Source organism: Bradyrhizobium sp. Bra64, assembly GCF_024519875.1.
In the GTDB taxonomy this organism is placed as follows: domain Bacteria; phylum Pseudomonadota; class Alphaproteobacteria; order Rhizobiales; family Xanthobacteraceae; genus Bradyrhizobium; species Bradyrhizobium japonicum_G.
In genome coordinates this window covers 205,455-231,097 of the sequence record NZ_JALJRD010000004.1, presented here as the reverse complement: position 1 = coordinate 231,097, position 25,643 = coordinate 205,455, and the positions used below count along the sequence as shown (strand labels likewise).

General features: G+C 64.6%; 32 protein-coding genes and 1 riboswitch. Of the genes, 14 read left to right on the top strand and 18 right to left on the bottom strand.

The genetic code is table 11. The features are described 5' to 3' along the window. Positions 1–19 precede the first annotated feature (19 nt). Both NR187_RS16085 and NR187_RS16080 read right to left on the bottom strand, forming a co-directional pair. Entirely contained in the window at positions 20–751 is a 732-nt protein-coding gene (locus NR187_RS16085; RefSeq protein ID WP_211381472.1) for a response regulator, read from the bottom strand. Then, the gene (locus NR187_RS16080) at positions 748–1,290 is read right to left on the bottom strand and encodes a MarR family winged helix-turn-helix transcriptional regulator (protein ID WP_211381473.1); all 543 of its coding nucleotides are present in this window, start codon (positions 1,288–1,290) and stop codon (positions 748–750) included. The genes NR187_RS16085 and NR187_RS16080 overlap by 4 nt, the downstream gene beginning before the upstream one ends. Before the next feature lie 337 nt (positions 1,291–1,627). On the opposite strand from NR187_RS16080, the gene NR187_RS16075 reads away from it, so the two are divergent. The 5 genes from NR187_RS16075 (at position 1,628) to NR187_RS16055 (ending at position 5,712) form a co-directional block, all read left to right on the top strand. Beyond that, positions 1,628–2,710: a branched-chain amino acid aminotransferase gene (locus NR187_RS16075; protein ID WP_211381474.1), complete on the top strand. Its 1,083-nt coding sequence runs from the start codon at positions 1,628–1,630 to the stop codon at positions 2,708–2,710. Positions 2,711–2,813: 103 nt separating this feature from the next. Continuing rightward, positions 2,814–3,353, top strand: a complete 540-nt coding sequence (locus NR187_RS16070; RefSeq protein WP_256807021.1) for a YegJ family protein — start codon at positions 2,814–2,816, stop codon at positions 3,351–3,353. Between the two features lie 50 nt (positions 3,354–3,403). Continuing rightward, positions 3,404–4,924, top strand: coding sequence for a histidine--tRNA ligase (gene hisS, locus NR187_RS16065; protein WP_211381476.1), 1,521 nt, complete (start codon positions 3,404–3,406; stop codon positions 4,922–4,924). Positions 4,925–5,024: 100 nt separating this feature from the next. After that, the gene (locus NR187_RS16060) at positions 5,025–5,228 is read left to right on the top strand and encodes a tautomerase family protein (protein ID WP_007596840.1); all 204 of its coding nucleotides are present in this window, start codon (positions 5,025–5,027) and stop codon (positions 5,226–5,228) included. An 88-nt stretch (positions 5,229–5,316) separates the two neighbouring features. Then, positions 5,317–5,712: a thioesterase family protein gene (locus NR187_RS16055; RefSeq protein WP_211381477.1), complete on the top strand. Its 396-nt coding sequence runs from the start codon at positions 5,317–5,319 to the stop codon at positions 5,710–5,712. A gap of 130 nt (positions 5,713–5,842) precedes the next feature. Here the strand turns inward: NR187_RS16055 and proC are convergent, their stop codons facing one another. Both proC and NR187_RS16045 read right to left on the bottom strand, forming a co-directional pair. Continuing rightward, positions 5,843–6,667: a pyrroline-5-carboxylate reductase gene (gene proC, locus NR187_RS16050; RefSeq protein ID WP_211381478.1), complete on the bottom strand. Its 825-nt coding sequence runs from the start codon at positions 6,665–6,667 to the stop codon at positions 5,843–5,845. Positions 6,668–6,860: 193 nt separating this feature from the next. Beyond that, positions 6,861–7,361 carry a YbjN domain-containing protein gene (locus tag NR187_RS16045; protein ID WP_211381479.1) on the bottom strand — a complete coding sequence of 167 codons (501 nt, stop codon included), beginning with the start codon at positions 7,359–7,361 and terminating at the stop codon, positions 6,861–6,863. Positions 7,362–7,772: 411 nt separating this feature from the next. Further along, positions 7,773–7,931: riboswitch (FMN riboswitch) on the top strand. 76 nt (positions 7,932–8,007) lie between these two features. Between NR187_RS16045 and NR187_RS16040 the strand changes: the two genes are divergently transcribed. Further along, the gene (locus NR187_RS16040; protein ID WP_211381480.1) at positions 8,008–8,568 is read left to right on the top strand and encodes a 6,7-dimethyl-8-ribityllumazine synthase; all 561 of its coding nucleotides are present in this window, start codon (positions 8,008–8,010) and stop codon (positions 8,566–8,568) included. 91 nt (positions 8,569–8,659) lie between these two features. On the opposite strand, the gene NR187_RS16035 is transcribed toward NR187_RS16040, so the two are convergent. The 8 genes from NR187_RS16035 to NR187_RS16000 all read right to left on the bottom strand — a co-directional run bounded on the left by NR187_RS16035 (position 8,660) and on the right by NR187_RS16000 (position 16,521). After that, positions 8,660–9,694, bottom strand: coding sequence for an ATP-grasp domain-containing protein (locus NR187_RS16035; RefSeq protein WP_211381481.1), 1,035 nt, complete (start codon positions 9,692–9,694; stop codon positions 8,660–8,662). Then, complete coding sequence (locus NR187_RS16030) at positions 9,691–10,719, bottom strand: putative zinc-binding metallopeptidase (RefSeq protein WP_211381482.1); 1,029 nt, start codon at positions 10,717–10,719, stop codon at positions 9,691–9,693. Before NR187_RS16030 ends, NR187_RS16035 begins: the two co-directional genes overlap by 4 nt. A 221-nt stretch (positions 10,720–10,940) precedes the next feature. Next, the gene (locus NR187_RS16025; protein WP_211381483.1) at positions 10,941–11,894 is read right to left on the bottom strand and encodes a ribose-phosphate pyrophosphokinase; all 954 of its coding nucleotides are present in this window, start codon (positions 11,892–11,894) and stop codon (positions 10,941–10,943) included. A gap of 202 nt (positions 11,895–12,096) precedes the next feature. Continuing rightward, a complete protein-coding gene (locus NR187_RS16020) occupies positions 12,097–12,711 on the bottom strand; it encodes a hypothetical protein (protein ID WP_211381484.1) in 615 nt (204 codons plus the stop codon). 122 nt (positions 12,712–12,833) lie between these two features. Further along, positions 12,834–13,601: a peptidoglycan editing factor PgeF gene (gene pgeF / locus NR187_RS16015; protein ID WP_211381485.1), complete on the bottom strand. Its 768-nt coding sequence runs from the start codon at positions 13,599–13,601 to the stop codon at positions 12,834–12,836. Next, complete coding sequence (locus NR187_RS16010; protein ID WP_211381486.1) at positions 13,598–14,716, bottom strand: class I SAM-dependent methyltransferase; 1,119 nt, start codon at positions 14,714–14,716, stop codon at positions 13,598–13,600. Before NR187_RS16010 ends, pgeF begins: the two co-directional genes overlap by 4 nt. Before the next feature lie 21 nt (positions 14,717–14,737). Continuing rightward, positions 14,738–15,583, bottom strand: a complete 846-nt coding sequence (lgt, locus tag NR187_RS16005) for a prolipoprotein diacylglyceryl transferase (protein ID WP_211381487.1) — start codon at positions 15,581–15,583, stop codon at positions 14,738–14,740. Positions 15,584–15,789: 206 nt separating this feature from the next. Next, positions 15,790–16,521, bottom strand: a complete 732-nt coding sequence (locus tag NR187_RS16000) for a dienelactone hydrolase family protein (protein ID WP_211381488.1) — start codon at positions 16,519–16,521, stop codon at positions 15,790–15,792. A gap of 157 nt (positions 16,522–16,678) precedes the next feature. On the opposite strand from NR187_RS16000, the gene NR187_RS15995 reads away from it, so the two are divergent. Then, positions 16,679–16,942: an accessory factor UbiK family protein gene (locus tag NR187_RS15995; protein ID WP_211381489.1), complete on the top strand. Its 264-nt coding sequence runs from the start codon at positions 16,679–16,681 to the stop codon at positions 16,940–16,942. Between the two features lie 57 nt (positions 16,943–16,999). On the opposite strand, the gene NR187_RS15990 is transcribed toward NR187_RS15995, so the two are convergent. Then, on the bottom strand, positions 17,000–17,350 hold the full coding sequence (locus NR187_RS15990; protein ID WP_211381490.1) for a hypothetical protein: 351 nt from the start codon (positions 17,348–17,350) through the stop codon (positions 17,000–17,002). Positions 17,351–17,686: 336 nt separating this feature from the next. Here NR187_RS15990 and NR187_RS15985 point away from each other — a divergent pair, with 336 nt between their 5' ends. From NR187_RS15985 to ychF, 4 genes are all read left to right on the top strand, one after another. Continuing rightward, positions 17,687–18,241 carry a hypothetical protein gene (locus tag NR187_RS15985; protein ID WP_211381491.1) on the top strand — a complete coding sequence of 185 codons (555 nt, stop codon included), beginning with the start codon at positions 17,687–17,689 and terminating at the stop codon, positions 18,239–18,241. A gap of 162 nt (positions 18,242–18,403) precedes the next feature. Then, positions 18,404–19,120: a 50S ribosomal protein L25/general stress protein Ctc gene (locus NR187_RS15980; RefSeq protein WP_211381492.1), complete on the top strand. Its 717-nt coding sequence runs from the start codon at positions 18,404–18,406 to the stop codon at positions 19,118–19,120. A gap of 58 nt (positions 19,121–19,178) precedes the next feature. Next, complete coding sequence (pth, locus tag NR187_RS15975) at positions 19,179–19,784, top strand: aminoacyl-tRNA hydrolase (RefSeq protein ID WP_211381493.1); 606 nt, start codon at positions 19,179–19,181, stop codon at positions 19,782–19,784. A 5-nt stretch (positions 19,785–19,789) separates the two neighbouring features. Further along, the gene (gene ychF / locus NR187_RS15970; protein ID WP_211381494.1) at positions 19,790–20,887 is read left to right on the top strand and encodes a redox-regulated ATPase YchF; all 1,098 of its coding nucleotides are present in this window, start codon (positions 19,790–19,792) and stop codon (positions 20,885–20,887) included. A gap of 119 nt (positions 20,888–21,006) precedes the next feature. Here ychF and NR187_RS15965 read toward each other — a convergent pair whose 3' ends face one another. Further along, a complete protein-coding gene (locus tag NR187_RS15965; RefSeq protein WP_211381495.1) occupies positions 21,007–21,303 on the bottom strand; it encodes a DUF4282 domain-containing protein in 297 nt (98 codons plus the stop codon). A 181-nt stretch (positions 21,304–21,484) separates the two neighbouring features. On the opposite strand from NR187_RS15965, the gene NR187_RS15960 reads away from it, so the two are divergent. The 3 genes from NR187_RS15960 to NR187_RS15950 all read left to right on the top strand — a co-directional run bounded on the left by NR187_RS15960 (position 21,485) and on the right by NR187_RS15950 (position 22,766). Further along, the gene (locus NR187_RS15960) at positions 21,485–21,937 is read left to right on the top strand and encodes a MaoC family dehydratase (RefSeq protein WP_211381496.1); all 453 of its coding nucleotides are present in this window, start codon (positions 21,485–21,487) and stop codon (positions 21,935–21,937) included. Continuing rightward, positions 21,937–22,419 (top strand): MaoC family dehydratase, encoded by a 483-nt coding sequence (locus NR187_RS15955; protein ID WP_211381497.1) that lies wholly within the window; start codon positions 21,937–21,939, stop codon positions 22,417–22,419. Before NR187_RS15960 ends, NR187_RS15955 begins: the two co-directional genes overlap by 1 nt. 200 nt (positions 22,420–22,619) lie before the next feature. Then, positions 22,620–22,766: a hypothetical protein gene (locus NR187_RS15950; protein ID WP_211381498.1), complete on the top strand. Its 147-nt coding sequence runs from the start codon at positions 22,620–22,622 to the stop codon at positions 22,764–22,766. Positions 22,767–22,805: 39 nt separating this feature from the next. Here the strand turns inward: NR187_RS15950 and NR187_RS15945 are convergent, their stop codons facing one another. The 4 genes from NR187_RS15945 to NR187_RS15930 form a co-directional block, all read right to left on the bottom strand. Further along, the gene (locus NR187_RS15945) at positions 22,806–22,943 is read right to left on the bottom strand and encodes a hypothetical protein (RefSeq protein ID WP_211381499.1); all 138 of its coding nucleotides are present in this window, start codon (positions 22,941–22,943) and stop codon (positions 22,806–22,808) included. Between the two features lie 159 nt (positions 22,944–23,102). Then, positions 23,103–23,525 carry a hypothetical protein gene (locus tag NR187_RS15940; protein ID WP_211381500.1) on the bottom strand — a complete coding sequence of 141 codons (423 nt, stop codon included), beginning with the start codon at positions 23,523–23,525 and terminating at the stop codon, positions 23,103–23,105. Between the two features lie 314 nt (positions 23,526–23,839). Continuing rightward, complete coding sequence (locus NR187_RS15935) at positions 23,840–24,754, bottom strand: hypothetical protein (protein ID WP_211381501.1); 915 nt, start codon at positions 24,752–24,754, stop codon at positions 23,840–23,842. 270 nt (positions 24,755–25,024) lie between these two features. Beyond that, a complete protein-coding gene (locus NR187_RS15930; protein ID WP_256807019.1) occupies positions 25,025–25,465 on the bottom strand; it encodes a nuclear transport factor 2 family protein in 441 nt (146 codons plus the stop codon). Between the last annotated feature and the right edge of the window lie 178 nt (positions 25,466–25,643).

Genomic DNA, 25,643 nt, shown 5'->3' with positions numbered 1-25,643 from the left:
GCGCTTCACTGCTCTGACTCTATGGCGATGCCACCAGGCGGTAGCCGATCCCGCGCACCGCCTGGAGGAAAAGCGGATTGGCGGGGTCGGTCTCGATCTTGCGCCGCAGGCGGTTGATCTGAACGTCGACGGCGCGCTCGTTGACGCTGCCATTGCCGGTCAGCGCGCTGCGCGGCACGGTTTCGCCCGGCGTTTCCGACAGGATTCGCAGCATCTCGCGCTCGCGGTCGGTGAGGTGGATGACGTCTTCGCCCTGGCGCAGTTCGCCGCGATCGAGATGGTAGACGTAGGGACCGAACGCGATCTTCTCGACCGCCGCGGCCTGCGGTGGCGGAGCGGCGCGCTTGAGGATGTTGTTGATGCGCAGCGCAAGCTCGCGCGGCTCGAACGGCTTTGCGACGTAGTCGTCCGCGCCGATCTGCAAGCCCTCGATGCGGGCTTCCGCTTCATGGCGTGCCGTCAGCATCACGATCGGCACCGAGGAGGAGGTCCGGATGAAGCGGGCGAGGTCGAAGCCGGTCTCGCCGGGCATCATCACGTCGAGGATCAGGAGATCGAAATGCAGGCCTAAAAGCTTCGAGCGCGCGTCGCCGGCACTGGCCGCGGTGGTGACGCGATAACCTTCACTGGCGAGGAAGCGCGACAACAGATCGCGGATGCGGCGGTCGTCGTCGACCAGCAGCAGATGCGGCGCGTCGTCTGCCGGTTGCACCGGCGGACGGGTGAGCGTGGCAGCGAGCGGCACGGTCACTCCTTTGCGTCTTGATTGACGGAGGCGAAGATCGTCTCGAGCACCTTGTCCGGATCCTCGCGGTCGATCATAGCGCGCAGGAAGCGCTTGACGGTCTCGGCATCCTGCGGAGCCATCTCGGCGAGTGCCTTGGTGATCCGCGTGGTCTGAAGGCCGGCCAGCTTCTGCACCAGCGCTTCGCCCTTCGGCGTCGCGTAGAGCAGGCGCTGGCGGCGATCATTGTCGCCGGTCTTCTGCACGATATAGCCCTCGTCCAGGAGCTGCTTGAGCACACGGCCGAGCGACTGCTTGGTGATGCGCAGGACATCGAGCAGGTCGGCGACCTTGAGGCCGGGATAGCGATAGACGAAATGCATGACCCGGTGATGGGCCCGGCCGAAGCCGAACGCCTCCAGCTCCTGGTCGGGATCGCCGACGAAATCGCGATAGGCGAAAAACAGCAGCTCGATGATATCCCAGCGCAAATTGCCTCCATCGCCTGCGGCCGGCCGAGGCTCGGCAGCGTCTTGAGGGGGAGTCGCGAAATTTATGTCAGGCATATTGACGTATCTTGGGTTCAATGTTACAAAACGATCAGCCCGCACGAAATTTTAGATCGTTTCGCGTCGGGTGGCAGTTTCAAGAGCGGCCGGAGAGAGCCGGACAGGCGGCAACGGCCGGATCAGATCTACCGTGCGATTGTCGAGCGGCATTTCGGCAAAACATACTGGACTTCTGCCTTCCGCAAAAGCATGTCCTCGCCGACATGCTGGCCACGGAAACCGGCCGTAACAAGGCTGGCGGTGGTCCGGCCAGTAACCTAATCAAGCCAGCCGGGCCCGGAACGGGCAGGCAGGCGCCAGAACAGCGCCGCCAACGGCAGCGGGAGCCAACGACATGAGCATGACATTCGACATCCAGCCCGCATCCAATCCGACGCCAGAGAAGGACCGCGTCGCCAAGCTGGTGGACCCCGGCTTCGGGCGGGTCTTCACCGATCACATGGCGATCGTCCGCTACAACCAGGCCAAGGGTGGCTGGTACGAGGCGCGGATCGAGGCGCGCGCCAACTTCCAGCTCGATCCGGCTGGTGCCGTCCTGCACTACGCTCAGGAAATTTTTGAAGGCCTCAAGGCCTACAAGCGCGACGACGGCGGCGTGAACCTGTTCCGCCCCGATGCCAATGCACGGCGCTTCAAGGACTCCGCCGACCGCATGGCGATGGCGCAAATCCCCGAGGACGTCTTCATCGAGGCGGTCGAGCAGGTCGTGCGCATCGACCGCGCCTGGATGCCTGGCGGTGAGGGCAGCCTTTACCTGCGCCCCTTCATGATCGCGAGCGAGACCTTCCTCGGCGTCAAGCCGTCGTCCGAATACATTTTTGCGGTCATCGCCTCGCCGGTCGGCTCCTATTTCAAGGGCGGGCCTGCGCCGGTGTCGATCTGGGTGTCGGAGAACTATACGCGCGCCGCAGTCGGCGGCACCGGCGCGGTCAAGTGCGGCGGCAATTATGCCGCCAGCCTGCGCGCCCAGGCCGAAGCGATCCAGCACGGCTGCGATCAGGTGGTCTTCCTCGACGCGATCGAGCGCCGCTATGTCGAGGAACTCGGCGGCATGAACGTGTTCTTCGTGTTCGACGACGGCTCCCTCTCGACGCCGCCGCTCGGCACGATCCTGCCCGGCATCACCCGCGATTCCATCATCGCGCTGGCAAGAGATGCCGGCAAGACCGTGCGCGAGGAGCCGTATTCGCTCGACCAGTGGCGCAAGGATGCGGCCAGCGGCAGGCTGAAGGAAGCGTTCGCCTGCGGCACCGCCGCCGTGATCTCGCCGATCGGCAAGGTGCGCTCGGTGAGCGGTGATTTCGACATCAGCGGCGGTGTCGCCGGCCCGGTCGCCATGGGCCTGCGCAAGCAGCTCGTCGACATCCAGTACGGCCGCACCAACGATCCGCACAACTGGATCCGCAAGGTGTTTTGATGCTTCTCCCTCTCCCCGCTTGCGGGGAGAGGGGCACCATGAACGCCCTGCCACGATCCCGCGACAAAGCCCGGAGATACTGGCGCATCCGGACATCGCGAACATGGCACCCAAACTCTCCCAGCCCGTGAAATGGGCCGTTCTCGCCGCAGTCACCGGCGTCACCGTTTTCGGCATCCTGACCATCGGCCCCAAGCCCGAGGTCTCGGCGGAAGACCGCTCGCCCCGAGATCACTCTCCTATCGTCGACGTACGCACCACCGATCCGGAGATGAATACCGCGATCGCGCGCGCCCGCGGCACGCTGTCGACATTCTGGGCCTCCTATGGGGCGCCGAAACCGTCGGAGACGGGGCACGCCCTGAAAGTGCGCTTTTCGACCCGCAAAGGCGGTGAGCACATCTGGATCGCCGAGGTAAGGAAGTTGCCGGGCGGCGCCTATTCCGGTCTCTTCGCCAATGAACCGCGCGATCTGCCGGGCAAGCGGGCCGGCGATAAGGTCGAGTTCGCTGAGGCCGACAGCTCCGACTGGATGTTCATGCGCAATGGCAAGATCGTCGGTGGAGAAACCATCAAGCCGACGCTGAAGTCACTGCCGAAAGCGGACGCGGATGCCCTCCGGGCGCGGATGGAGCAGCCGTAGGGGACAAGCCGGCAGTTGCCGCTTCGCGCGTCGGCTGGTAAACGCCGCGCATGGCCGAGAAACCCAAAAAACCCCAGAAATTGAAGGCGCGGCTGCCGCGCGGGCTCGAGGATCGCGACCCCGCTGCGATCCGGGCGACGCGCGAGATGGTCGAGAAGATCCGCGCCGTCTACGAGCTCTACGGGTTCGAGCCGGTGGAAACGCCGGCGATGGAATACACTGATGCGCTCGGCAAGTTCCTGCCCGATCAGGACCGTCCGAACGAAGGCGTGTTCTCGTTCCAGGACGACGACGAGCAGTGGATCTCGCTGCGCTATGATCTGACCGCGCCTCTCGCCCGCTATGTCGGAGAACGATACGGGACCGACGGTCTGGTCCTGCCCTATCGCAGCTACCGGGTCGGGTACGTGTTCCGCAACGAGAAACCCGGCCCCGGCCGCTTCCGCCAATTCATGCAGTTCGACGCCGATACGGTCGGCTCGGCGACGCCGGCGGCGGATGCCGAGATCTGCATGATGGCGGCGGACACGATGGAAGCGCTCGGGATTGCGCGCGGCTCCTATGTCGTCAAGGTGAACAATCGCAAGGTGCTGGACGGCGTGCTGGAAGCCATTGGGCTCGGCGGCGAAGAGAACGCCGCGCGCAGACTGACCGTGCTGCGCGCGATCGACAAGCTCGACAAGTTTCCCGCCGACGAAGTGCGCAAATTGCTCGGTCCCGGCAGATGGGATGGTGGCGAAGAAGGCAAGGGCGACTTTACCAAAGGCGCCAATCTGAGTGCGGCGGAGGCCGACGTCGTTCTCGCCATCACCAAGCCGCGCGACGACTGGAAAGAGGCCATTGCCGCGGCAGAAACCTACCTCGCCAAGAGCGAAGTCGGTCAGGCCGGCGTGAGCGAGCTGGAAGAGATTGCCAAGCTGGTCACGGCGTCGGGTTACGGTGCGGACCGCATCAAGATCGACCCGTCCGTGGTGCGCGGCCTCGAATATTACACCGGCCCCGTCTACGAGGTCGAACTCCTGCTCGAGACCAAGGACGAGAAGGGCCGCCCGGTGCGGTTCGGCTCGGTCGGCGGCGGCGGGCGCTATGACGGCCTCGTGTCGCGTTTCCGCGGCGAGCCGGTGCCGGCAACCGGCTTCTCGATCGGCGTCTCTCGCTTGCAAGCCGCGCTGACGTTGCTCGGCAAGCTCGACACGCGGCCCGAGTTCGGACCCGTCGTCGTGACCGTGTTCGACCGCGACCGCGTCGCCGACTACCAGAAGATGGTCGCTGCCTTGCGCAGCACGGGCATCCGCGCCGAGCTCTATCTCGGCAATCCCAAGAACATGGGCAACCAGCTCAAATATGCCGACCGCCGCAACAGCCCTTGCGTCATCATCCAGGGCTCGGATGAAAAGGCGCGCGGCGAGCTGCAGATCAAGGATCTGATCGAGGGCGCCAAGGCGGCCGCTGCGATCGCCTCCAACCAGGAATGGCGCGAGAGCCGCCCGGCGCAGTTCTCGTGCAGCGACGCCGACCTCGTCGTAAAAGTGCGCGAGGTCCTGGCGCGCCATGACGTAAAGTGGGGATAGCCATTCCGGCAAGCCGTCATGCCCGGGCTTGTCCCGGGCATCCGCGTCTTGTTTGATGGCGACCGTCAATGGCCGGAGTTCGGCCGCATGGGAGAGAACAATGCCTGAGATCACCGTCAGCATGGCCGTGGGCCGCACCGATGAACAGAAGGCCGGCATGATGCGCGACATCACCCAGGCACTGGTGAAGAATCTCGGCGTCGATGCCGACGCCGTCGTCATCCAGATCAACGAAGCCCCGCTCGCCCACAAGATGAAGGGCGGCAAGACCTTCGTGGAGCGCGCGGCGGCGGCGAAGAAGTAGCTTCGGCTCGCGCGGCATTTTCCGCTGTCGTCCCGGATCGGCGCGCGCTTGGGGCGCGCTTGTCCGGAACGACACCGTTGAGGCAAGCATGGACGCACGCGACGTCATCAGGGTCGGCATGAGCGCCGAGCGCACGCTGGTGGTACCGGTGGAGCGCACGGTCGGGCATTTCGTACCCGGCATGCCGATGGTCTATGCGACGCCGATGATGATCCTGGAGATGGAGATGACGTCGGGCGATGCGATCCGCGGCGCGCTCCAGCCGGGCTGGGTCACCGTCGGCACCGAGGTCGACATCCGCCATCTTGCGGCAGCCTTGGTCGGTGCGACGGTGCGGACCACGGCAACGGTGATCGCGGTCGAGCGCCGCGTCATCCGCTTCGAGGTCGAGGCTTTCGAGGACACGCGCAAGCTCGGCGAAGGCCGTCACGCGCGCGGGCTCGTCAATGTCGAAATGTTCAACAAGCGGCTGGGGGCGACTTAGCGTCCGCTTGCTTCGACCTCATCCTGTGAGGAGACCGCGTAGCGGTCGTCTCGAAGGACGGCTGCGGGTGAGAGACGGGCCTGCATGGTTCGAGACGGCGCTGGCGCGCCTCCTCACCATGAGCGCCTATCTATTTCGCCAATTCCTTCGACCGTTTCGTCGCCGCCGCGATCGCGCGGATCATCAGGTCGCGCAGGCCGGGCTCGCCCATCAGCACGCCGAGGGCCGCGGCCGTGGTGCCGCCGGGCGAGGTGACGTTCTGGCGCAGCGTGCTCGAGGCAAGCTCCGACTGGTGCAGCAGCTCACCGGAGCCGGCGACGGTCTCGCGCGCGAGTTTTGTTGCCAGCGCCTCGGGCAGGCCGGCTTCGACGCCGGCGCGTGCGAGCTCTTCGGCGAGCAGGAACACATAGGCCGGGCCCGAGCCCGAAACGGCGGTCACCGCATCCATCAGGCTCTCGTCATCGACCCATTCGACCGAGCCGGTGGCGCGCAACAGCGCATCGGCCACTGCGCGCTGTCCGGTGCTGACGCTTTTTGCCGCGACCGCGACCGTGATGCCACGGCCGATCGCGGCCGGCGTGTTCGGCATCGCGCGCACCACGGCGCCGCCACAGACCTCTTCTAGCGATGCGATCGTGATTCCCGCCATGATCGACACGACGGAAGTGCCGTTCGAGACGAACGCTTTCAGCTTGGCGCCTGCATCGCGGAACATCTGCGGCTTCACCGCGACGACCATCGTCTCGACGGTACCTGCCGCCTGCGGGTCGGGATTGAGCGCGACGCCTTTTGTGGCCAGCGCAGTGATCTCCGGCGAGATGAACGGATCGACCACCGCGACGCGGCGCGGATCGAGCCCGCCCGCCAGCCAGCCGGTCAGCATCGCGCCGCCCATCTTGCCGGCGCCAGCGAGAAGGATGGTGCCGGTAATGCTTTGAAGAGTGCTGTTCGCCATCGCTGTTGCCACACCTGGTGTCGTCCTGGCCTAGTGCGCAATTGCGCACGGGGAGCCAGGATCCATTACCCCGAGGGTTCTAGTGGATGAAGGGCAGAGCAACAAGCATCGCGCGATGCGGAGAAATCACGCGGTATCGATCCCGGATCTGCGCTTCGCTTGTCCAGGACGACGTTGGAGAGAGAGGCGAGACTTACGCCTCGCCGACCGTGTCGAACATCGCCGCGTCCATCGCTTCGGTCGTGGATTTGCCCGCCCAGACCACGAACTGGAACGCCGGAAAATAGCGCTCGCAGGCGTGGATGGCGCCGGCGAGCATGGCTTCGCATTGCGCAGTGGAGGCGATGAGCCCGCCCGGCAGCACCAGGGCCTGCCGGTGCATGATCATGCCGGTGTTGGTCCACAGGTCGAAGTGGCCGACCCACAATTGCTCGTTGACCGCGGCGACGAGCCGCTGGACCTCGGCCCGCCGCGCGACCGGAATCTTCATGTCGAACGCGCAGGCCAGATGCAGCGCCTCGATTTCACCCATCCAGGTGAAGGAGATCTGGTAGTCGGTCCATTGTCCCTTGGAGACAATGGTGAGTTCGTCTTCGCCGGAGCGTTCAAACGGCCAGTTGTTGCTGGCAGCGATATCCTCGACCACCGCGAGCGGATGGTTTTTGGAATCGATAGTGCCTTCGAGCAGGGACATGCCGTCTCGACCTCTTGCCTTTTTGTTGTCTTTGATACGCACGCGGTTGGTCCGGCGCGCGCTCCCTCAATGTCGTTAAGGCGATCCCTCGGAGTCGCTGTTGCGATCTCCTCGGATCAGCGCGGGCTTGTCGCGGATCAACTGATGTGATTTGCGGAATCTGCGCAACCGGCTGCCGAGTCCGTCCACAAGTCAGGACTCGTTCGTCCACAGCTCATCTCCGCCACAATTATTAACGAAAAGAACAAACCGGAGTCGGATTCCGGGGGCGCGCCCAATCGTTAATTCCGCCCCGCGAGGGCCGCGCCCGCCATAGCGGCATGGGACCATGCGGTTTTCCCATGCGGAACGCGCTTGCTGCAGCCCCGAACCGGCGTCATATTTCCAGCTAGGCCGTTCATTCCGGACGGCCGATGTTCTCAGGGCGGGGTGAAAGTCCCCACCGGCGGTAAGGGCCGAAAGGCCCAAGCCCGCGAGCGCCTTCCTCGAGGTTTCCACCGAAGGGAAGGGTCAGCAGATTCGGTGCAACTCCGAAGCCGACGGTTAAAGTCCGGATGAAAGAGAACGGTCGGTGGCGGACGCATCGCAGGATGCGGCTGTTTGTCGTTCCGTGTGCCCTGATTCTGGTCCTTAACTGAGGAAAGCCATGAATCAGATGTTGCAAGACCCCCAAACCGAAACGTCCCAGACAACCCAGCCGCCGGTTCCCGTGGACCCGCCGGCAGTCGAGCACCCGCGCTTCGCAAAACCGCAGCGGGTGGCCTTCGTGCAGGCCTGCTGGCACCGCGACGTCGTCGAAGAGGCCCGCATCGCCTTCGTCAAGGAGGCCGAGGCGCGGCACCTCACCCACGTCGACGTGTTCGAGGTGCCGGGCTCGTTCGAGATCCCGCTGCACGCGCAGGTGCTCGCCAAGACGCGGCGCTACACCGCGATCGTCGCGGCCGGCCTCGTCGTCGATGGCGGCATCTATCGCCACGAGTTCGTGGCCGACACCGTGATCAAGGCGCTGATGGACGTGCAGCTGCGCACCGAGGTGCCCGTGTTCTCGGCCGTACTGACGCCGCAGCAATTCCACGAGACCGAGGTGCACTACGATTTCTTCCGCAGGCACTTTGCGATCAAGGGCGTCGAGGTCGCGGCAGCCTGTGCGGAGACGTTGCTCGGGCTCGAGCGTCTGCGCGGCCAGGTCGCGGCGGGGATCGTGTAACGCAGCGCGACGACCATCACCCCTCATCCCGAGGAGCGCGTAGCGCGTCTCGAAGGATGAGGGGCCATTCTACGATCGCGGCCATCTTGCATCACCCCAATGACACGCCCGCCTTGGCCCGGCTGATCCCGAGCGTCAGGATGCGCTGCAGGAGATCCGGATATTTGAGCCCGGCATGTTGAGCCGCCGTGGCGAACTCCTGGCTCTTGGCGATCTCGGGGTTGGGATTGGCCTCGATGAAATACGGCGTGCCGTCGGCGGCGAGACGAAAATCGATGCGCGCGTAGCCGTCGAGGCCAAGCGCCCGATAGATCCGCTTCGCCGCGCGCTGGATGCGCGCGGTGACTTCGGGAGCGAGGTCTTTCGCCGGCCCGTCGACGATGCCGACCTTCTCCTGATAGTCGGTGTCGTGCTTGGCTTTTTCGGTGGCGATGTGGCGTGACCTGCGCCCGCCCATGCTGCCGAATTTCAATTCCCAGACCGGCAGAACGCGCAGCCGGTTGTTGCCGAGCACGCCGACATAGAGTTCTCGCCCCTCGATGAACTGCTCGGCGATGGCGGCGGATTCGACCCGCTCGTGGATGAAGGCAACCCGCTCCGCGAGCTTCTCGTCGGTGTCGACGATCGAGGCCTGCGAGATGCCGAACGAGCCATCCATGTTCAGGCTCTTGACGATCAGTGGCAGCGCAAGCCGCGTCGGGCGCTTCACCTTGCGGCGCATCGGGAAGACGGCGAAGGCCGGCGCCGCAATCCGGCGGTGATGCACCAGCGTCTTGGACAAATCCTTGCCGCGCGCCAGGATCAGGCCGCGCGGATTGCACCCGGTATAAGGGACCTTCATCAGCTCGAGATAGCTGGCGATGTGCTGGTCGAAGGCGACGTTGTTGTGGAATTCCTCCAGCAGCGTGAAGACCACGTGCGGCTTGAACTCCTCGATCGCCTCGCGCACCGGCTTGATCTCCTCCTGCGCGCCGAGCGGGCGGACGTCGTGGCCGGCCGCGCGCAGGGTGCTCACCACGTCGTATTCCGTTTTCCACGTGTTGATCTCCTGCGGGGTGTACCCGTCGGAGGAGTCCGGGGGCAGGAAATCCGGATGCATCAGGACCAGAATACGGAGTCGCCTCATAGCGCGATCCATTTGCGCCGAGACGGGCCAAACAGCGCGTGCATCGTCTTGGCGGTCACGAGGACGGTGAAATCGAGAACGAGCTTCTGTTCGGGGCCGACGGCGCGCAGATCGAGCTCGCGGCAGCGGGAGATCATGTCGTCGAGAACGGCATCGAGCGTGAGCTGGTTCTCGCCAGTCCATCGCGAGACCAATTGCCTGATCTGGGCGCGGTGGCCCCTGATCAGGGCCGAAGCCGGCTTTGAGCGGTGATGGCGCGGATCGGCCGAAAACAGCCGTGAGAGGTCGCGGTCGTAGGTCTTCGGCGGCGTGAAGGCGTAGAACGCCTGCTTCTTCTTGTAGTGGTCTTCGAGCGTCTGGCCGAGCCGACCCAGCGGGTCGACGCGCTCTCGCGTGGTGATCAGCGGCCGCTTTCCCGCAATCTCGCTCATCAGCTCGTCGACATATTCGAGCTTCTTCAGCGCCGGCCAGCCGGCATATCGCGTTCGCCAGTTCGAACGCGGCCGCAGCCACACCGCAAAGGTCTCGGCGAAATCTTCGTCCGGATGGCTCTGCGCGTACCACAGCCGGAGATGCTGGACGTAGCGCCTGCTGGCAGGATTGGGCCGATAGTAGCGCGGGTAATGTTTCGACGACGGGCCGAACAGCTGCTGCCAGCGCCGGCGTCGCTGCAGCTGATAGCCGTGCTGCATGGCATGGCCGGCCTCGTGACGGAGGATGGCCATGCACTCGCGCCAGGTTCCGCCCTCGACGTCGAACATCATCTTCTTCTCGAGCTTCATCAGACGGGGATGGGCGAGATAGAAGGGGATGGCGATGCCCGGCACATCGCCCGGACTGAACCACTCGCTCGAGATCCATGTGTGCGGCCGCAGCCGAATGCCCCGCTCTTCGAGTTCCTCATGGAGCGTGCTGACGCAGTCCTCGAGCCAGGTGCCTTCGACCGTCACTCTCAGGCTGGAGAGGCGCTGCTTGAGCAACTCGTCATCCGACAGCTTCTCCCAGGCAAATTTCCGGCTTGGCATCAGGAATCCAGAGGGCAGAGATGACTCGGTATCCGGATGATGTCATGGGCGGCGGGCGGCAACAACCGGGGGGCCGTGAGGCGTGCTGCGGCGCGTCAGAGCGAGAGGCGGTAGGGTCGGCAAAGCGCAAGCGTGCCCACCACCTTCATCACAAAAGAAAAAGGTGGGCACGGCGCTTTGCGCATTTGCCCACCCTATGAGACCTTCCGGGATCGGAAGAACTAGTCGAACAAGCTCGACACCGACTCTTCCGCCGCGGTGCGCGCGATCGCGTCCGAGATCAGGCTGGCGATCGGCAGCGTGCGGATGTTCGGCGCCTTGGTCACCGCATCCGTCGGCAGGATCGAGTCGGTGATCACAAGCTCCTTCAGCTTCGAGCCGGCGATGCGGGCGGCCGCGCCGCCGGAGAGCACGCCGTGGGTGATGTAGGCATAGACGTCCTTGGCGCCCTTGGCGATCAGCGCGTCGGCCGCGTTCACCAGCGTGCCGCCGGAGTCGACGATGTCGTCGATCAGGATGCAGGTGTAGCCGGCGACGTCGCCGATGACGTTCATGACCTCTGATTCGCCCGCCCTTTCGCGGCGCTTGTCGACGATCGCGAGCGGGGTGTTGATGCGCTTGGCGAGGCCGCGTGCGCGCGCCACGCCGCCGACGTCGGGCGAGATCACCATCGTCTTGGAGAGGTCGAACTTGTCCTTGATGTCGCGCACCATCAGCGGCGCCGCGTAGAGATTGTCGGTCGGGATGTCGAAGAAGCCCTGGATCTGGCCGGCATGCAGGTCGAGCGTCATGACTCGGTCGACGCCGGCCTGCGTGATCAGGTTGGCGACGAGCTTGGCCGAGATCGGCGTGCGCGAGCCCGATTTGCGATCCTGCCGGGCATAGCCGAAATAGGGCAGCACCGCGGTGATGCGGCGCGCCGAGGAGCGGCGCAGCGCGTCGGTGATGATCAGCAATTCCATCAGATGGTCGTTGGCGGGAAACGAGGTCGACTGGATGATGAAGGCATCCGAGCCGCGGACGTTCTCCTGGATCTCGACGAAGATTTCCATGTCGGCGAAGCGCCGGACCACTGCCTTGGTCAGCGGCAGGTCGAGTCCTTGCGCGATGGCCTGCGCGAGAGCCGGATTGGAGTTGCCGGCGACGAGCTTGATGGAGCCGTTCTTGGCCGACATGGACGCTTCCTCCCGCGCTTTGCTGGACACGATGTTCAACATCTCGGATACCCACGGAGCACGGTTACGACGGGCGAGGAAATATCAGGCCGAGGGCAGCAATGGCAACCCGGCATGCTACGTTTTCCCTTCGAAAATCCTGAGTCGGGCCAACGGTTTGGCCGCAACTTCCTGAATACTTGGGGCCGTGGTTTAGCGGGGGTTATCGGTCGGCATAGCCGAGCGCCGAGGCCGGCATCCCGGCCGCCGGAGCCTCCGGGATGGCGCTCGCCACCGCTGGTCCCCGCAAGCCCGGCGCAGCGCCCGGTGCATCCGGGGTGCCGTTGATCATGTTGGAAAGTCCGCTGAATCCGGCCTGGGCGATCTTCCGCAGAACCAGATCGTCGGCGGCGCCCCAGGGATCGCGGCCACCCCTGGCCGAGGTCGGTTCCTCGCCGGAAAGCCGCAGCGCCCGCTGCTGGTTGGCGTCGTAAACGTCCCAGACCCAGGCGATCACGGTCCTGCCGCGCACGATCTGGGCCGAGAGATAGCTGCGCACGCGGTAGGCAGCCGTCCCCTCGCGGGAGACGACGGACAGGCTGCGCAGCTTGGATTCGCTGTCGAGCACGCCAACCATGCGGTCGAATACCTGCGGCGGTGGCCCGTCGATCGATTCGAAGGCGACCGTCGCCCCGGAGCCTGAGCTTGGCGCCATCGCATAGGAGTTTGCGGCACCACCGCCACCGGCGCAGCCGCCAAGCGCGGTCGCAGCCGCCAGCAGCATGACCGCCAGCACGCGCGAGCCCGCACGGCGCAAGATGAATGACGCGTCCCTCATTATGGAGGGCAGCGATATCGTTAAAACGCATTAACGTCTAGGGCGGGGGCGCCACAGGCCACGTCATTCCGGGTTCGATGCGGGCCGCATCGCCCCGCAATGACACGAGGTTGCCCGTGTGTTCACCCCTCCAGCGCGATCGCGTGAACGTGCCGGCCGTAGTCCGGCTCCTTGCGATGCACCGAGCGGCGATAGCTGAAGAAGCGCTCGTCGGCGTAGGTGTCCAGACCAAGATCGTCGATCATCAGGATGCCGGCGGCCTCCAGCCTCGTACGGATGAAGCCGGCGAGGTCGAACATCGCGTGTCCCTCGCGCACCGACGGCATGAAGAATATCGCGTTGTCCGCGTCCGCCTCGATGAAGCGCACCACGAACTCGTTGCCGACCTCGTAGCTGTCCTGCCGGATCAGCGGGCCGATCGCGGCGATGATGCCGCCGCGCGTGGCGCCGAGCTTTTCCATGGCCGAGATCGTCGCCTCCAGCACGCCTGTCAGCGCGCCCTTCCAGCCGGCATGGGCACCGCCGATCACGCGCGCGTCGGGGTCGACGAACAGCACCGGCCCGCAATCGGCGGTGGAGACGCCAAGCGCGATGCCGGGCGTTCTGGTGACCAGCGCGTCGCCCTTCGGCCGCGGCCCGCCCGGCCAGGGCGTTTCGGCAACGAGCACGTCGGGCGAATGGATCTGGTGCAGGCTGAGAAAGCGTTCCGGGGCAACGCCGACATGCTCAGCCATGCGGCGGCGGTTCTCCGCGACGAGGGCCTGGTCGTCATTGGAGCCGAGCCCGCCGTTCAGCGCCGAATAGATGCCGCCGGAGACGCCGCCTTCACGGGTGAAGAAGGCATGGCGCAGGCCTGGCACCGCCGAGAGCAGCGACGAAGTGAGTGTCATCCGTTCCCTCCGGCCTGTTCGAGATCGCTGAGGCCGGCAAGGCCTGTTAGCCGCGGCTCGGAGATGCCGAGCACCTTGAACATCGAGCCCATGCCGCTGCGCCCGGTGTCCGTCAGGCGCTTCAGCGCCACCGAAATGTCGGTGGCGATTTCAGGCGTTGCCTTCTGCATCAAGGCGGCCGCGCGGGTGTCGATGCCGACGCGCTTGAGGAAATCGCCCTGCGTCACCGGCCCGTGCACGCGGGCGCCGACATCCTCGGCGGCACGCGCCAGCGCCTGGAAGTCGACATGGGCGGTGACGTCGGCCTGGCCCGGCGCCTTCAAGGGATCGGTGAAGCTGTGGCGCGCGATCGCCTGGAACGTGTCGCCGGCGTCGCTGCGCAGATGGCCGTAATCGATGATCAGCGCCGCGCCGTCCTGGTCGCGCACGCGCGTGGCGAGCTTCATGACCTCCGCATCGGGCCGCCATTCGAACACGGCGCCGATGGGCGCCGCGCGCACCAGAGGCGGCAGCAGCACGTCGAAGCGCGGCGTGGGCTCGGAGGCCGCGCCGAATTGAAGCTTGCCGTTGGGATCGATCTCGATCACGCGCTCGTGCCAGCCGTTCTCGCGCTTCACCATCTGGTGGATCGGCAGCACGTCGAAATATTCGTTGGCGAGGATGATGCTCGGCCCCTCCGGCACATCGTCGATGCTGTCGTGCCAGGCGATGTTGCGTACGCCCGACAGCGTCGCGTTCTGCCGCTCGCGCAGCACCGGATTGACCTCGACCATGTGGATGTGAAGCGCCTGGTACAGCGGCGGCAGCACGCGGAGCGCGCGCAGCGCATCCGCCATCATGGTGCCGCGGCCTGGGCCGAGCTCGATCAGCCGCAGGAATTGCGGCGAGCCCATCTGCTTCCACACCGAAGCGGTCCACAGGCCCAGGAGTTCGCCGAACATCTGGCTGACCTCGGGCGCGGTGGTGAAGTCGCCTTCACGGCCCAAAGGATCGCGCGAGACGTAATAGCCGTAGCGCGGGTGCATCAGGCACAGTTCCATGTACCGCCAGACCGGCATGGGGCCCGATGATTTGATCAGCGCCCTGATCTCGTTGAGTAGCGGCTGCTCGGTCACGGTCCATCTTCTCGAAAGGAATTAACGAATGGCCCCTGCGGGCTTGGGCGCATCGCGCCTCACTGCCAGTACAATAAGTATGCCGCCGATGATAAGCATCGGGATCGACAACAGCATGCCCATGGTTAATCCGCCCCAGAGGAAGCCGAGCTGGACGTCGGGCTCGCGAAAATGCTCGCCGGCGATGCGGGTCAGACCATAGATCAGGATGAAGGCGCCGAGGATCATGCCCGGCCGCTTCAGGGCGCCGAACCGGATCATCACCGCGAGCACGGTGAACAGCAGGATGCCCTCCATGCCGGCCTCGTAGAGCTGGCTCGGATGGCGCGGCAGCTGGGTGGGATCGTTGGGGAAGATCATCGCCCAGGGCAGCTGCGGGTCGGCGGCGCGGCCCCACAATTCGCCGTTGATGAAATTGGCGATGCGCCCGAGCAATAGCCCGACCGGCGCGACTGCGGTGGTGATGTCGCCGAGCGACAGGATCGGGATGCGGTTGCGATAGGCAAACCACATCACCGCGACGACGCAGCCGAGGAAGCCGCCATGGAACGACATGCCGCCTTCCCACAATTTGAAGATCGCGGCGGGATGGTCGATGAAGAAGGGCAGATTGTAGAACAGCACGTAGCCGGTGCGGCCGCCGAGGATGATGCCGAGCGTGACCCACAGGATGAAGTCGTCGATCTGCAGCAGCGACATCGGCGCCGGCCCGCCCCACAGGCGCTCCTTCTTCAGGAGCGAGCGCGCATAGAGCCACCCGAACACGATGCCGCAGATATAGGCCAGCGCATACCAGCGGATCGCGAACGGTCCGATCTCGATCGCGATCGGTTTGAAGGCGGGAAAGTCGATGAGCAGAAAGGGCATCGGGCCTTGCTCTTAGAGTTTGATGGGCAAGCTGCGGCCCCGACGGAATTGCGCTCCCTCCCCCGCTTGCGGGGGAGGGCTGGGGAGAGGATGCCTCCACTGAAAGACTCCCCCAGAGGAGAGAGCCCTCACCCGGCGCGTTGCGCCGACCTCTCCCGCAAGCGGGAGAGGTGCACCGAGTTCGCGGATAGACTGATCCATGCTGCTCACACGAGATTGCGGCGATAGAGCGCCAGCAGACGCTCCCAATGCCGCTCGGCGGCGTCACGGTCATAGACCGGCCGCCTGGGAAAGGCGAAGCCATGATGGGTGCCGGGATAGATCTCGACCTCTGCTTTTGCGCCGCTCATGCCCTGCTTGACCTTCTCGATGATCTCGGCGGGCGCGTAGATGTCCGTCTCGGCGCAGGCGAAATAGAGCTCGGCCTTGGTCTTGTTTCCTGCGAGATGCGGGCTGTCATCCTGGTCGGTCGCAAGCTGCGTGCCGTAGACCGAGGCGGCGGCCTTGACGCGGTCGGGGAAATGCGTGGCGGCGTTCACGGCATAGCGGCCGCTCATGCAATAGCCGACGGTGCCGATCAGCTTGACGTTCGCCGCCGTCTGACCCTCGGCATAGGCGAGCAGCGCCCTGGTGTCGTCCATGATCATCGGAATCGTGAGCGAAGCCATCAGTGCGAACATCCGCTTGCGCTCCGGCGCGTTCGGATCGGCCGGCAGCGCGCCGAGCTCCATAACGCCGGAGCGGTAATAGAGGTTCGGCAGCATCACGTAATAGCCCGATGTCGCCAGCCGGCGCGCCATGTCGCGCAGCTCTTCGCGGATCGCCGGCGCGTCCATGTAGAACAGGATGACCGGAAACGGCCCGCCACGTTCGGGATGGGTGATGAAGGTTGCGGTGTGGCCGTCCTTGGTGGGGATCGCGATCTGCTGCTCGATCATCTCGTGCGCCTTCTGATTCTTCTTATGCAGGGACGTTGAATACGATTGCAAGGAAACCGGAGCATGACAAGGATACCGCCGCTCGGCCCTTGATCCGCCCTGTCCGGATTGCCATTGTCTTCCGAGCTGTTCGCGCAAAGTTTATCGGAGGCCGCCAATGACCCAGACCAACAACCGGTTTTTCGACGAGATCGGCCGCCTGATGAACGACGCCGCCGGTGCGGCCCAGGGCGTCAAGCGCGAGGTCGACACGGTATTGCGCACCCAGGCCGAGAAATTCCTGCGCGACATGGACCTGGTCAAGCGCGAGGAGTTCGAGGCGGTCAAGGACATGGCCCGTCTGGCGCGTGAGGAGAACGAGGCCCTGAAGGCGCGCATTGCGGCGCTGGAGGCGAAGCTCGGGGGATCTCCGGCAACCTGAACTGCGTGACGATCCGCCTTCTCACGATCCTGCTTGGCGCAATGGCGGGTACCGCCGTCAACCTGCGCTGAGGAGTTTGCGGGTTTCGGCTGCTTCTCTCGCGACCAGTCGGGTTTCGACCATATTCACGAGCAAATTCTTCAGCGGCAGCCTCATGAAGACGGGCGGGGCGGTGCGGCCGGATTGCCAGCGCGAAACAGTGGAAACGGCGCAGGGGAGTACTTCTGCGATGTCACGCAGCGTCAATCCGACTCGTAGCGCACAGGCAATCAACTTGCTCCAGTGAGCCTGTTCATCCACGCGACGCATCAGATCCAGCACCTGATGATCGATCGAATCGAGTTCCTCGTCGATTGACAGGGGTCGAAACCCGGCGTTCGACTCCGCATTCTTTACAGCGGGGGCCATTTGTGGTGCCTAACTTCGCGTTTTGCAATCAAGTCATCCCGAAGCAACTCAACGCACAATATGCAATAATGTTGCATATTGCAATAGGTCGGCACCCTACCTCATTACCGCAATTTCACTTCGAGGTAGAAGCTTGATAGCATGACTCTTTCTGCGGGTATGCAGTCATGGAAACGTTTTTGATTGCCGCGTCAAAGCGCGATGAGCTTGACGACCTGATAGGATTTTACCAGTCCGGCGAGACGGACACGCTTCCCGTTCCGTCATACGTCAGTCTCCGAGACGCCTTGGCTAATCAGTCGCTTATTACCGTAAGGGCCGCCGACGGCACCCTCGTTGCCGCGGCGGGCTATTTCGAATACGAGGTCGATCGATGCCTGGATCATCTATGAATTAGCGGGCACCAGGGTCAGAAACGCCATCGGCCGCCTGGCACCAGTCCCCCTTCAGCAGATATTACTCTCGCTGCGCATTATCCAGGTCGCCGGTACCGAAGAAGGGCCTCTCACCTTGATCTCAAGTGCGAAAAGCCTCGCCAGCATTGGCAATCTGGGATCTGCCGGCCTTGAGCTGATCAATCCGCTGCCCAATTGGTTCGAATACGATACTTGTAGCTGGATAGGCATGGCCGACCGGCCCGCATGGAAGCATTTCGCTGCGACCGCAATGACCGTCGGCAAAGCGCTTTCGATCCTGACACTCGTTGGCTTTGGTGGCGGGACCCACATCTGCGATGCGTCGCAGAAGCTGCCGGATGATACGATCGCCAGCCGTCGCATCAGGCTCGTATACGACCTGAAGGGATTGGTCCGTCAGTTCCCCTGGATGGTGACTGCCCACCGCCGTGGTTTCTGGCAAGATCCCTTCGTTCCCCTTCCGGCCCATCTCTGAGGGCACCCCTTAAAAAATCCCCGCATTTCCTTGTCATTTCCGCATCTTCCGGGTAAAAGCCCGCCAAGTTCGCGGCCCCCGCACCCCTGGAGGCTTGCTGCGAGCTGCACCATGGGCCGCGTTGCGGCCCATTAACTTTTGCAAAAACAAGGACTTAACGTTATGGCGACGACCGTCAAGGAATTGAAGGCGACCGCACGTCCGAAGAGCGGCAAGGGGGCCGCCCGGGCTGAGCGTCGCGCCGGGAGAGTGCCCGGAGTGATCTATGGCAACAACCAGCCCCCGCTGACGATCTCGATTGAAGATCGTGAACTGCGCCAGCGCATCCTCGCCGGCCGGTTCCTGACCACGCTGGTCGACATCGACCTCGAGGGCAAGAAGCACCGCGTGATTCCGCGCGACTACCACCTTGATCCGGTCAAGGACTTCCCGATCCATGTCGACTTCATGCGGCTCGGCGAAGGCGCCACCATCCGCATCAGCGTTCCCTTGCATGTCGTGAAGGCTGAAGGTTCGCCCGGCGTGAAGCGCGGCGGCGCCGTCAACATTGTGGCGCACGTGATCGAGCTCGAGTGCGGCGTCGAGAGCATCCCGCAGTACATCGAGGCCGATGTCGGCTCGCTCGAAATCGGTCACTCCTTGCATCTGGCCGACATCAAGCTGCCGGCCGGCGTGAAGGCGCTGACGCGTGAGGACGCGACCCTCGTCACCATCGTGCCGCCGTCCGGTTACGCCGAAGAGCAGAAGGCCGCGGCTGCGGCTGCTGCTCCGGGCGCTGTTGCGGCTGCTCCGGCGGCTGGTGCGGCGGCCCCGGCTGCGGGTGCTGCTGCGCCTGCTGCGGCTGCCAAGGCTCCCGCCGGCGGCGACAAGAAGAAGTAATCTTCCAAAGCTGGCGCGCGGTCTCTGATCGCGCGCCGAGCGAGGGGCGCGCCGCGTCATGCGACTCTTTGTTGGGCTCGGCAATCCCGGCGCGAAATACGCACGTAACCGGCACAATATCGGCTTCATGGCCGTCGACGAGATCGCGCGGCATCATGGTTTCGCACCATGGCGCCGCAGGTTTCAGGGCGAGACCTCGGAGGGAACGCTCGGCACCGAGCGCGTGATCCTGCTCAAGCCGACGACCTACATGAACGATTCCGGCCGCGCAGTGCAGGAGGCGGCAAGCTTCTTCAAGATCGCACCGGCCGACGTCACAGTGTTCCATGACGAGCTCGAACTGCCGCCGGGCAAGGTGCGGGTGAAGATCGGCGGCGGCATCGCCGGCCACAACGGCCTGCGTTCGATCTCGGCGCATATCGGCAACGACTATCGGCGGGTGCGGCTCGGCATCGGTCATCCCGGCGTCAAGGAGCTGGTGCACGGCCACGTTCTGTCGGACTTCGCCAAGGCCGACAACGAATGGGTGGTGACGCTCTGCGAGGCGGTGGCCGAGCACGCGGCATTGGTTGCCAAGGGCACGGACGCGACCTTCGCCAACAGGGTTCATCTCGCCATGCAGGCGAAGGGGTTTTTGACCAAGGACGACAACGGCAAGGAATAACGCTCGTGGGATTTAAATGCGGGATCGTCGGGTTGCCCAATGTCGGCAAGTCGACCTTGTTCAATGCGCTGACCGAGACGGCCGCGGCGCAAGCCGCCAACTATCCGTTCTGCACCATCGAGCCGAATGTCGGCGAGGTCGCCGTGCCGGATCCGCGGCTCGACAAGCTTGCGGCGATCGCCAAGTCCGGACAGATCATCCCGACGCGGCTCACCTTCGTCGACATCGCCGGCCTCGTGCGCGGCGCTTCCAAGGGCGAAGGCCTCGGCAACCAGTTCCTCGCCAACATCCGCGAGGTCGACGCCATAGCGCATGTCGTGCGCTGCTTCGAGGATTCCGACATCACCCATGTCGAGGGCAAGATCGCCCCGCTCGCCGACATCGAGACCATCGAGACCGAGTTGATGCTCGCCGACCTCGACAGCCTCGAGAAGCGCGTCGACAACCTCTCCAAGAAGGCCAAGGGCAACGACAAGGACGCCAAGGAGCAGCTCGACCTCGTCAACCGCACGCTGGTGCTGCTGCGCGAGGGCAAGCCGGCGCGGCTCGTCGAGCGCAAGGCGGAGGAGGGGCGTGCCTTCGGGATGCTCGGCCTGCTGTCGTCCAAGCCCGTGCTCTACGTCTGCAACGTCGAGGAAAGCTCGGCCGCCACGGGCAATTCGTTCTCCAGGGCGGTGCAGGACCAGGCCGCCAAGGAAGGCGCCATCGCCGTCGTCATCTCGGCAAAGATCGAATCCGAGATCGCCACCATTTCGCGTGAAGAACGCGCCGACTTCCTGGAGACGCTGGGCCTCGAGGAGGCCGGCCTCGATCGCCTGATCCGCGCCGGCTACACGCTGCTCGACCTCATCACCTATTTCACGGTGGGCCCGAAGGAAGCGCGCGCCTGGACCATCCATCGCGGCACCAAGGCGCCGGGGGCGGCCGGCGTGATCCACACCGACTTCGAGAAGGGGTTCATCCGCGCCGAGACCATCGCGTATGAGGACTACGTCGCACTGAACGGTGAAGCCGGTGCCCGCGACGCCGGCAAGCTGCGCCTCGAAGGCAAGGAATACGTCGTCGCCGACGGCGACGTGATGCATTTCAGGTTCAATACGTAAGACGCTGGCCGCAGTGCCGTAGGGTGGGCGAAGCGTGCCCACCACGTCACCCTTATCTCGCGAAAGATGGTGGGCACGGCGCTTTGCGCCTTTGCCACCCTACAGCGCCGCCACCCGCCTCACCGCAATCCGCCGCCCTGGTCCCGGATCGCGCCGAGATGCTCGTTGATGCGGAAGATGATCAGGATCAGCTCTGCGACGATGCGCGAGAACACGATTCCGACGACGACGCTCGCGATCGACGACAGCAGCATCAGGAAGCCGCCGAACGGGCTGATCGCCATCATCGCGAGGCCGGAGAAGATGCCGGAGAGGCCGAACAGGCAGATCAGCGCGATCACCAGCCAGTAGAAGGTCTTGATGATTGTCGGCGTGATGAAGCGGTCCCACTGAAACAGGTCGCTGAATGAAAACATCGCTCTCCCCAAGCCAAATCGAGGCTCCAAACCGGGCCTTGCAGGAAAATCCTGGCCCTCGGTTGATCCGACTCAAGACCAACGCCGGCGCGCCGAATGTAGCACGAGCCATGCGGGCCGGCGGGTTGAGATTGCCGCAAAGTGCGGCCACAATCTGTCATTCCCTCAAACCTCTCCCACGATGACCCTGACCTTCGAAGATTTTCCGCCCGGCCGTTACGGAACATTCGGCCCGCGCCATGTCACTCGCGACGAGATCCTGGCGTTCGCTGCCGAGTTCGATCCGCAGCCGATGCACCTGGACGAGGACGCCGCCGGCAAAAGCATGCTGCGCGGCCTGTCCGGCTCGGGCTGGCACCTCTGCTCGCTGATGATGCGGATGATGGCTGACGGCTTCATTATCCGGGCCGCTTCGCTGGGATCTCCCGGCGTCGATGAAGTGCGGTGGTTGTCGCCGCTCAGGCCCGGTGACGACCTCATGCTCGACGTCGATGTGCTGGAGGCGCGCGGATCGAAGAGCCGCCCGGAGCTCGGCATCGTCAAGTTCAAATGCACCGCGCGCAACGCGGCGGGGCAGGCGCTGTGCGAGATGACCTCGCCGATCCTGATCAAGCGGCGCGAGGGGGCGGTCTGATGCCGTTCTTCGAGGAGATCGAGATCGGGCACCGCCGCGAGATCGGCGCCTATACGTTCACGGCGGAGTCGATCAAGAGTTTCGCCGCAAAGTTCGATCCGCAGCGTTTTCACCTCGACGAGGAGGAGGGCAGGAACTCGCTGTTCGGCGGGCTCGCGGCCTCGGGCTGGCATGTCGGCTCGGCCTGCATGAGCCTGCTTGTCGCCGACGGCCAGCGTCTGGCGCGGGAGGCCGCTTCGCGCGGCGAGGAGGTCGCGGTGTGGGGCCCGTCGCCGGGCTTTCGCGACCTGCGCTGGATCAGACCGGTGCTTGCCGGCGACACCGTCGCTTACGTCAACGTCGTGATCGACAAGCGCAGCTCCGCCTCGCGCCCCGGCTGGGGCATTTTGAGCGCCCGCACCACCGGCACCAACCAGCGCGGCGAGGAGGTCTATTCGATCACCGCCAGCGCCTTCGTGCCGAAGCGCCCGAAGGACGATTAGATCTGTTCCAGGATGAACGGTCCAAATGAGTGCGTGAGTGTTGCCCGCGCGCTATGGACGCGATTCCGGACGGCTGCCATAAGCCTGCGCAACATGGTTACCCGCGAAGCAATTGGGGGAACCATCGAGTTGCTAACCAATTATGAACCTGTCGCTGTCTAATTGAAACCAATTGGGCAGAGTACAGGGGAACGAGGACCATGGCAGACCGCGGCGCACTCAAGCTGGTCGGATTCATCTTTGCTACCGCGACGCTGGCCGTGATGCTGGTCGCCGGCATGGTGGTGAAGGGCTATGCCGATGGCGGCTACACCCTGGAAGCCTCGACCGTGGAAGCCGCCCGGTAAGATCTCGTTAATTCTTCGGGGCCGGCATCGGGCCCCGCTTCAGCGGCTATAGACGAACGCCAGGATCGCGATCGCAACCGCCAGCAATCCGACAAAACGCATCATGATCGTGCCGAACTGGTTCGGCGCGGGCCGCAGCGGTATGGGGTCGGTATTGTCGGGCCGAATGCTTTCCATGAAATGTTCCCCTGAGGCCAATCGCAACAGGGACCGGCGCTGGGCATTGGTCGCCGTGGCGGCGCGGAAAGTTCAAGGCCGTCCGGGCGCGAGACCCCTCCAGAATCAAAACCGCCGCGCTCCTTGCGGAACGCGGCGGCTGGTGATGCCTTCCAGTGATCAGCTGTTGCGCAGGCCGTCGGCGGCGCGCTTCCACTGCGCGACGTTGTCGGCGATCATGCGGGTCGACTTCATTGCGGCCTGGCTGAGCTGGGCATAGCCGGAGATCTCGCGCTGGACGCGCTGGCCTTCGGCATGGAGCAGGTCGCGCAGGCTCTCGAGCTCGGAGATCAAGTTCTCGATCTCGGCGAGCGAGGTGCCGGCGACGCGCTGGATCAGCGAATTGACGTTGGTGACGGTGGCTTCCGCGCTCGGATCGAGCGGCGGCGCGTCCGTGGCGGTCGTGGCCGGGCGGCGCAGATAGGCGATGTCGTTGCGGACGAAATCGCGGATGCCGGCTTCGACTTCGGTCACGGCGGCAAGGTTGGTGTCGACCGTCTCGGTCTCGGTGGTTTCGGTCTTTTCCGGACGCATGGCGTTCATCGTTTTCCCCTGTTCGCGTTGAGCGCAGCGCGAGTGTCCCCCGCACGACGACGTCAGTCAGGGACTAGGGCGTCGGATTTTGGCCGCAACTTGGCCGAGGTGCGGCAAGGGCGGTCCATTCGGGGGCTTTGCCGTGGCGTATGGTTACGAGAGTCTGAATGCCTGGCGCAGGGAAGAACCGATCCCCTCATGGTGAGGAGCGCGAAGCGCGTCTCGAACCATGCAGGCCCGGCTGCCGGAGCGGGGCCTCGATCCTTCGAGACGCGCGCGAGAGGCGCTCCTCATCAGGATGAGGGGAGAGAGTGGTGCGCGGGCTACCAGCTCTTCTTGAAACCCGCGGTCAGGCTCTTGTTGATCGCCCCTTGCGAGGTCTCGCCGACCGAGCCGGACACCGTGACGTTGTCGAACAGCTTCTGCTCGGCGCCGACCTTGCGCAGCCATTTGTCGTCGGTGGTCGACAGCGTCTGGCCGGCGGTGATGCTGGTGCCGGTGTCGGTGAGGGTGACCTTGGCGGACTGCTCGGTCTCGTAATTGCGCGTGACGTGCCCGCCGACGCCGGGCACCGCGGTGGTGCCCTGCTGGTTGACGCTGTAGCCGTTCTGGAGCGTCAGCGAGGTGTCGTCCGACAGCGGCACCGATTTGATCAGGGACGCCCCGAGCTTGCTTTGCTCGGCGCCGGGATCGACACGGGCCTCCACCGCGGTCTTGTCCCAGATCGCGCCCGCGCCCGGCGCGGTCGCGGCTGCCCAGGCGCTGCCGGAGGATTGCGGCAGGTTGCCGCCGTTGGTGGCCTTCTGCGCCAGCAGCTCGGACATCGTCCGCGGCTCGCTCGCCACCGTCATGTCGGCGCCGATGCGGGCGTCCCAGAACGAGGAGACCGACTGCTTCACCGTCACCGCCGAGGAGCCGTTGGCATTGGCGTTGGACGACCAGTTCAGCCCGTCATTGGCGGCGGCCTGCGCGCGTTTCTTGGCGGCGATGATGTCGTTGAGCGTGCCGGCGTCGATCGCGAGCTGGCTCCAGTCGAGCTTGTCGACGTCGATGCCCTTCATCACGTCGGGATCGCTGACGTCGGGGGCTTCCGCCGCTTCGGTGTCCTCGTCAGGCGCGGTCGCGGCGGGGGAGAAGGGCGGAATGATCTGCGCCGACACCGTCAGCACCGATCCCAAAATGAACATGGCCGCCAGCACCGGCAGCCTGGTCCAGCCAAAACCTGTCGAGAATTCCATCGTCCTGCCCGCGAACCCCGGCGCATGCCTTCCGATATTATATATCGGCCTTCGGTGATGACCATGCGCCATTCCGCGCAAAACATGTTGATCCATCGGTGCGAAATTGTGGCGGCTCGCGCCGCGGACGCGAACCAACGGGCCGCGCGAAGGGCGCGCGCCCGATGACGAGCTTCTCCACGACGGCATCCGGCGGGGCTGGAGGCCAGGACGCGTCGTGGGGAGCATCAGTCAATCGGTCCCGGAAAGCGGGGCCCGTTGGCGTCCCCCTCAGCCGACGCTGCTCATCTTCGGCAGATGAATGGCGCGGCCGAGTGCCTGCTCGACCAGGTCGAACGTGTCGATCAGCACGCGCATGCTGATCAGCCTGCCCGCCCTGAACTGGGCGAACTGCGCGACCCGCAAGCTGATCGGCTTGTTGGAATCCAGCGCCGTCAGCGAATAGCGCAGCATCGAGGCGGCGGAATCGACGCCGAGCATGATGCTCTCGCGGTCGAAGCGGCGGACCTGGAAATTGTCGGCGAGCTGGCGGATGACGTCGAGCACGGAATCCTTGCCCTGGCGCGCGCCGAGGAACGGAAACATGTCGATCGGGCCGTACAGCGCCCACTCGACGTCCTCGTCGATCAGGGCCTCGATGTCCTCGAAATTCCTGTCGTTGATCGCGCGGTGCAACGCGCGCGAGAAACGCCAGAGGCTGTGCTCTGTCATTTTGGGCAGTCCTGACGCTGGCTTGCGAAAAACGAAAAACAACCCCGCGCACGGCAAAGTGCCGCGGGGCCCGCTCAACTCATTTGTATACGAACGAAATACCAGATTTCGGCCAAAACGCAATTCACGTTTTTGCAATGCACAATTGATCGCGGTGTGTGGGATTTACAATAGAACC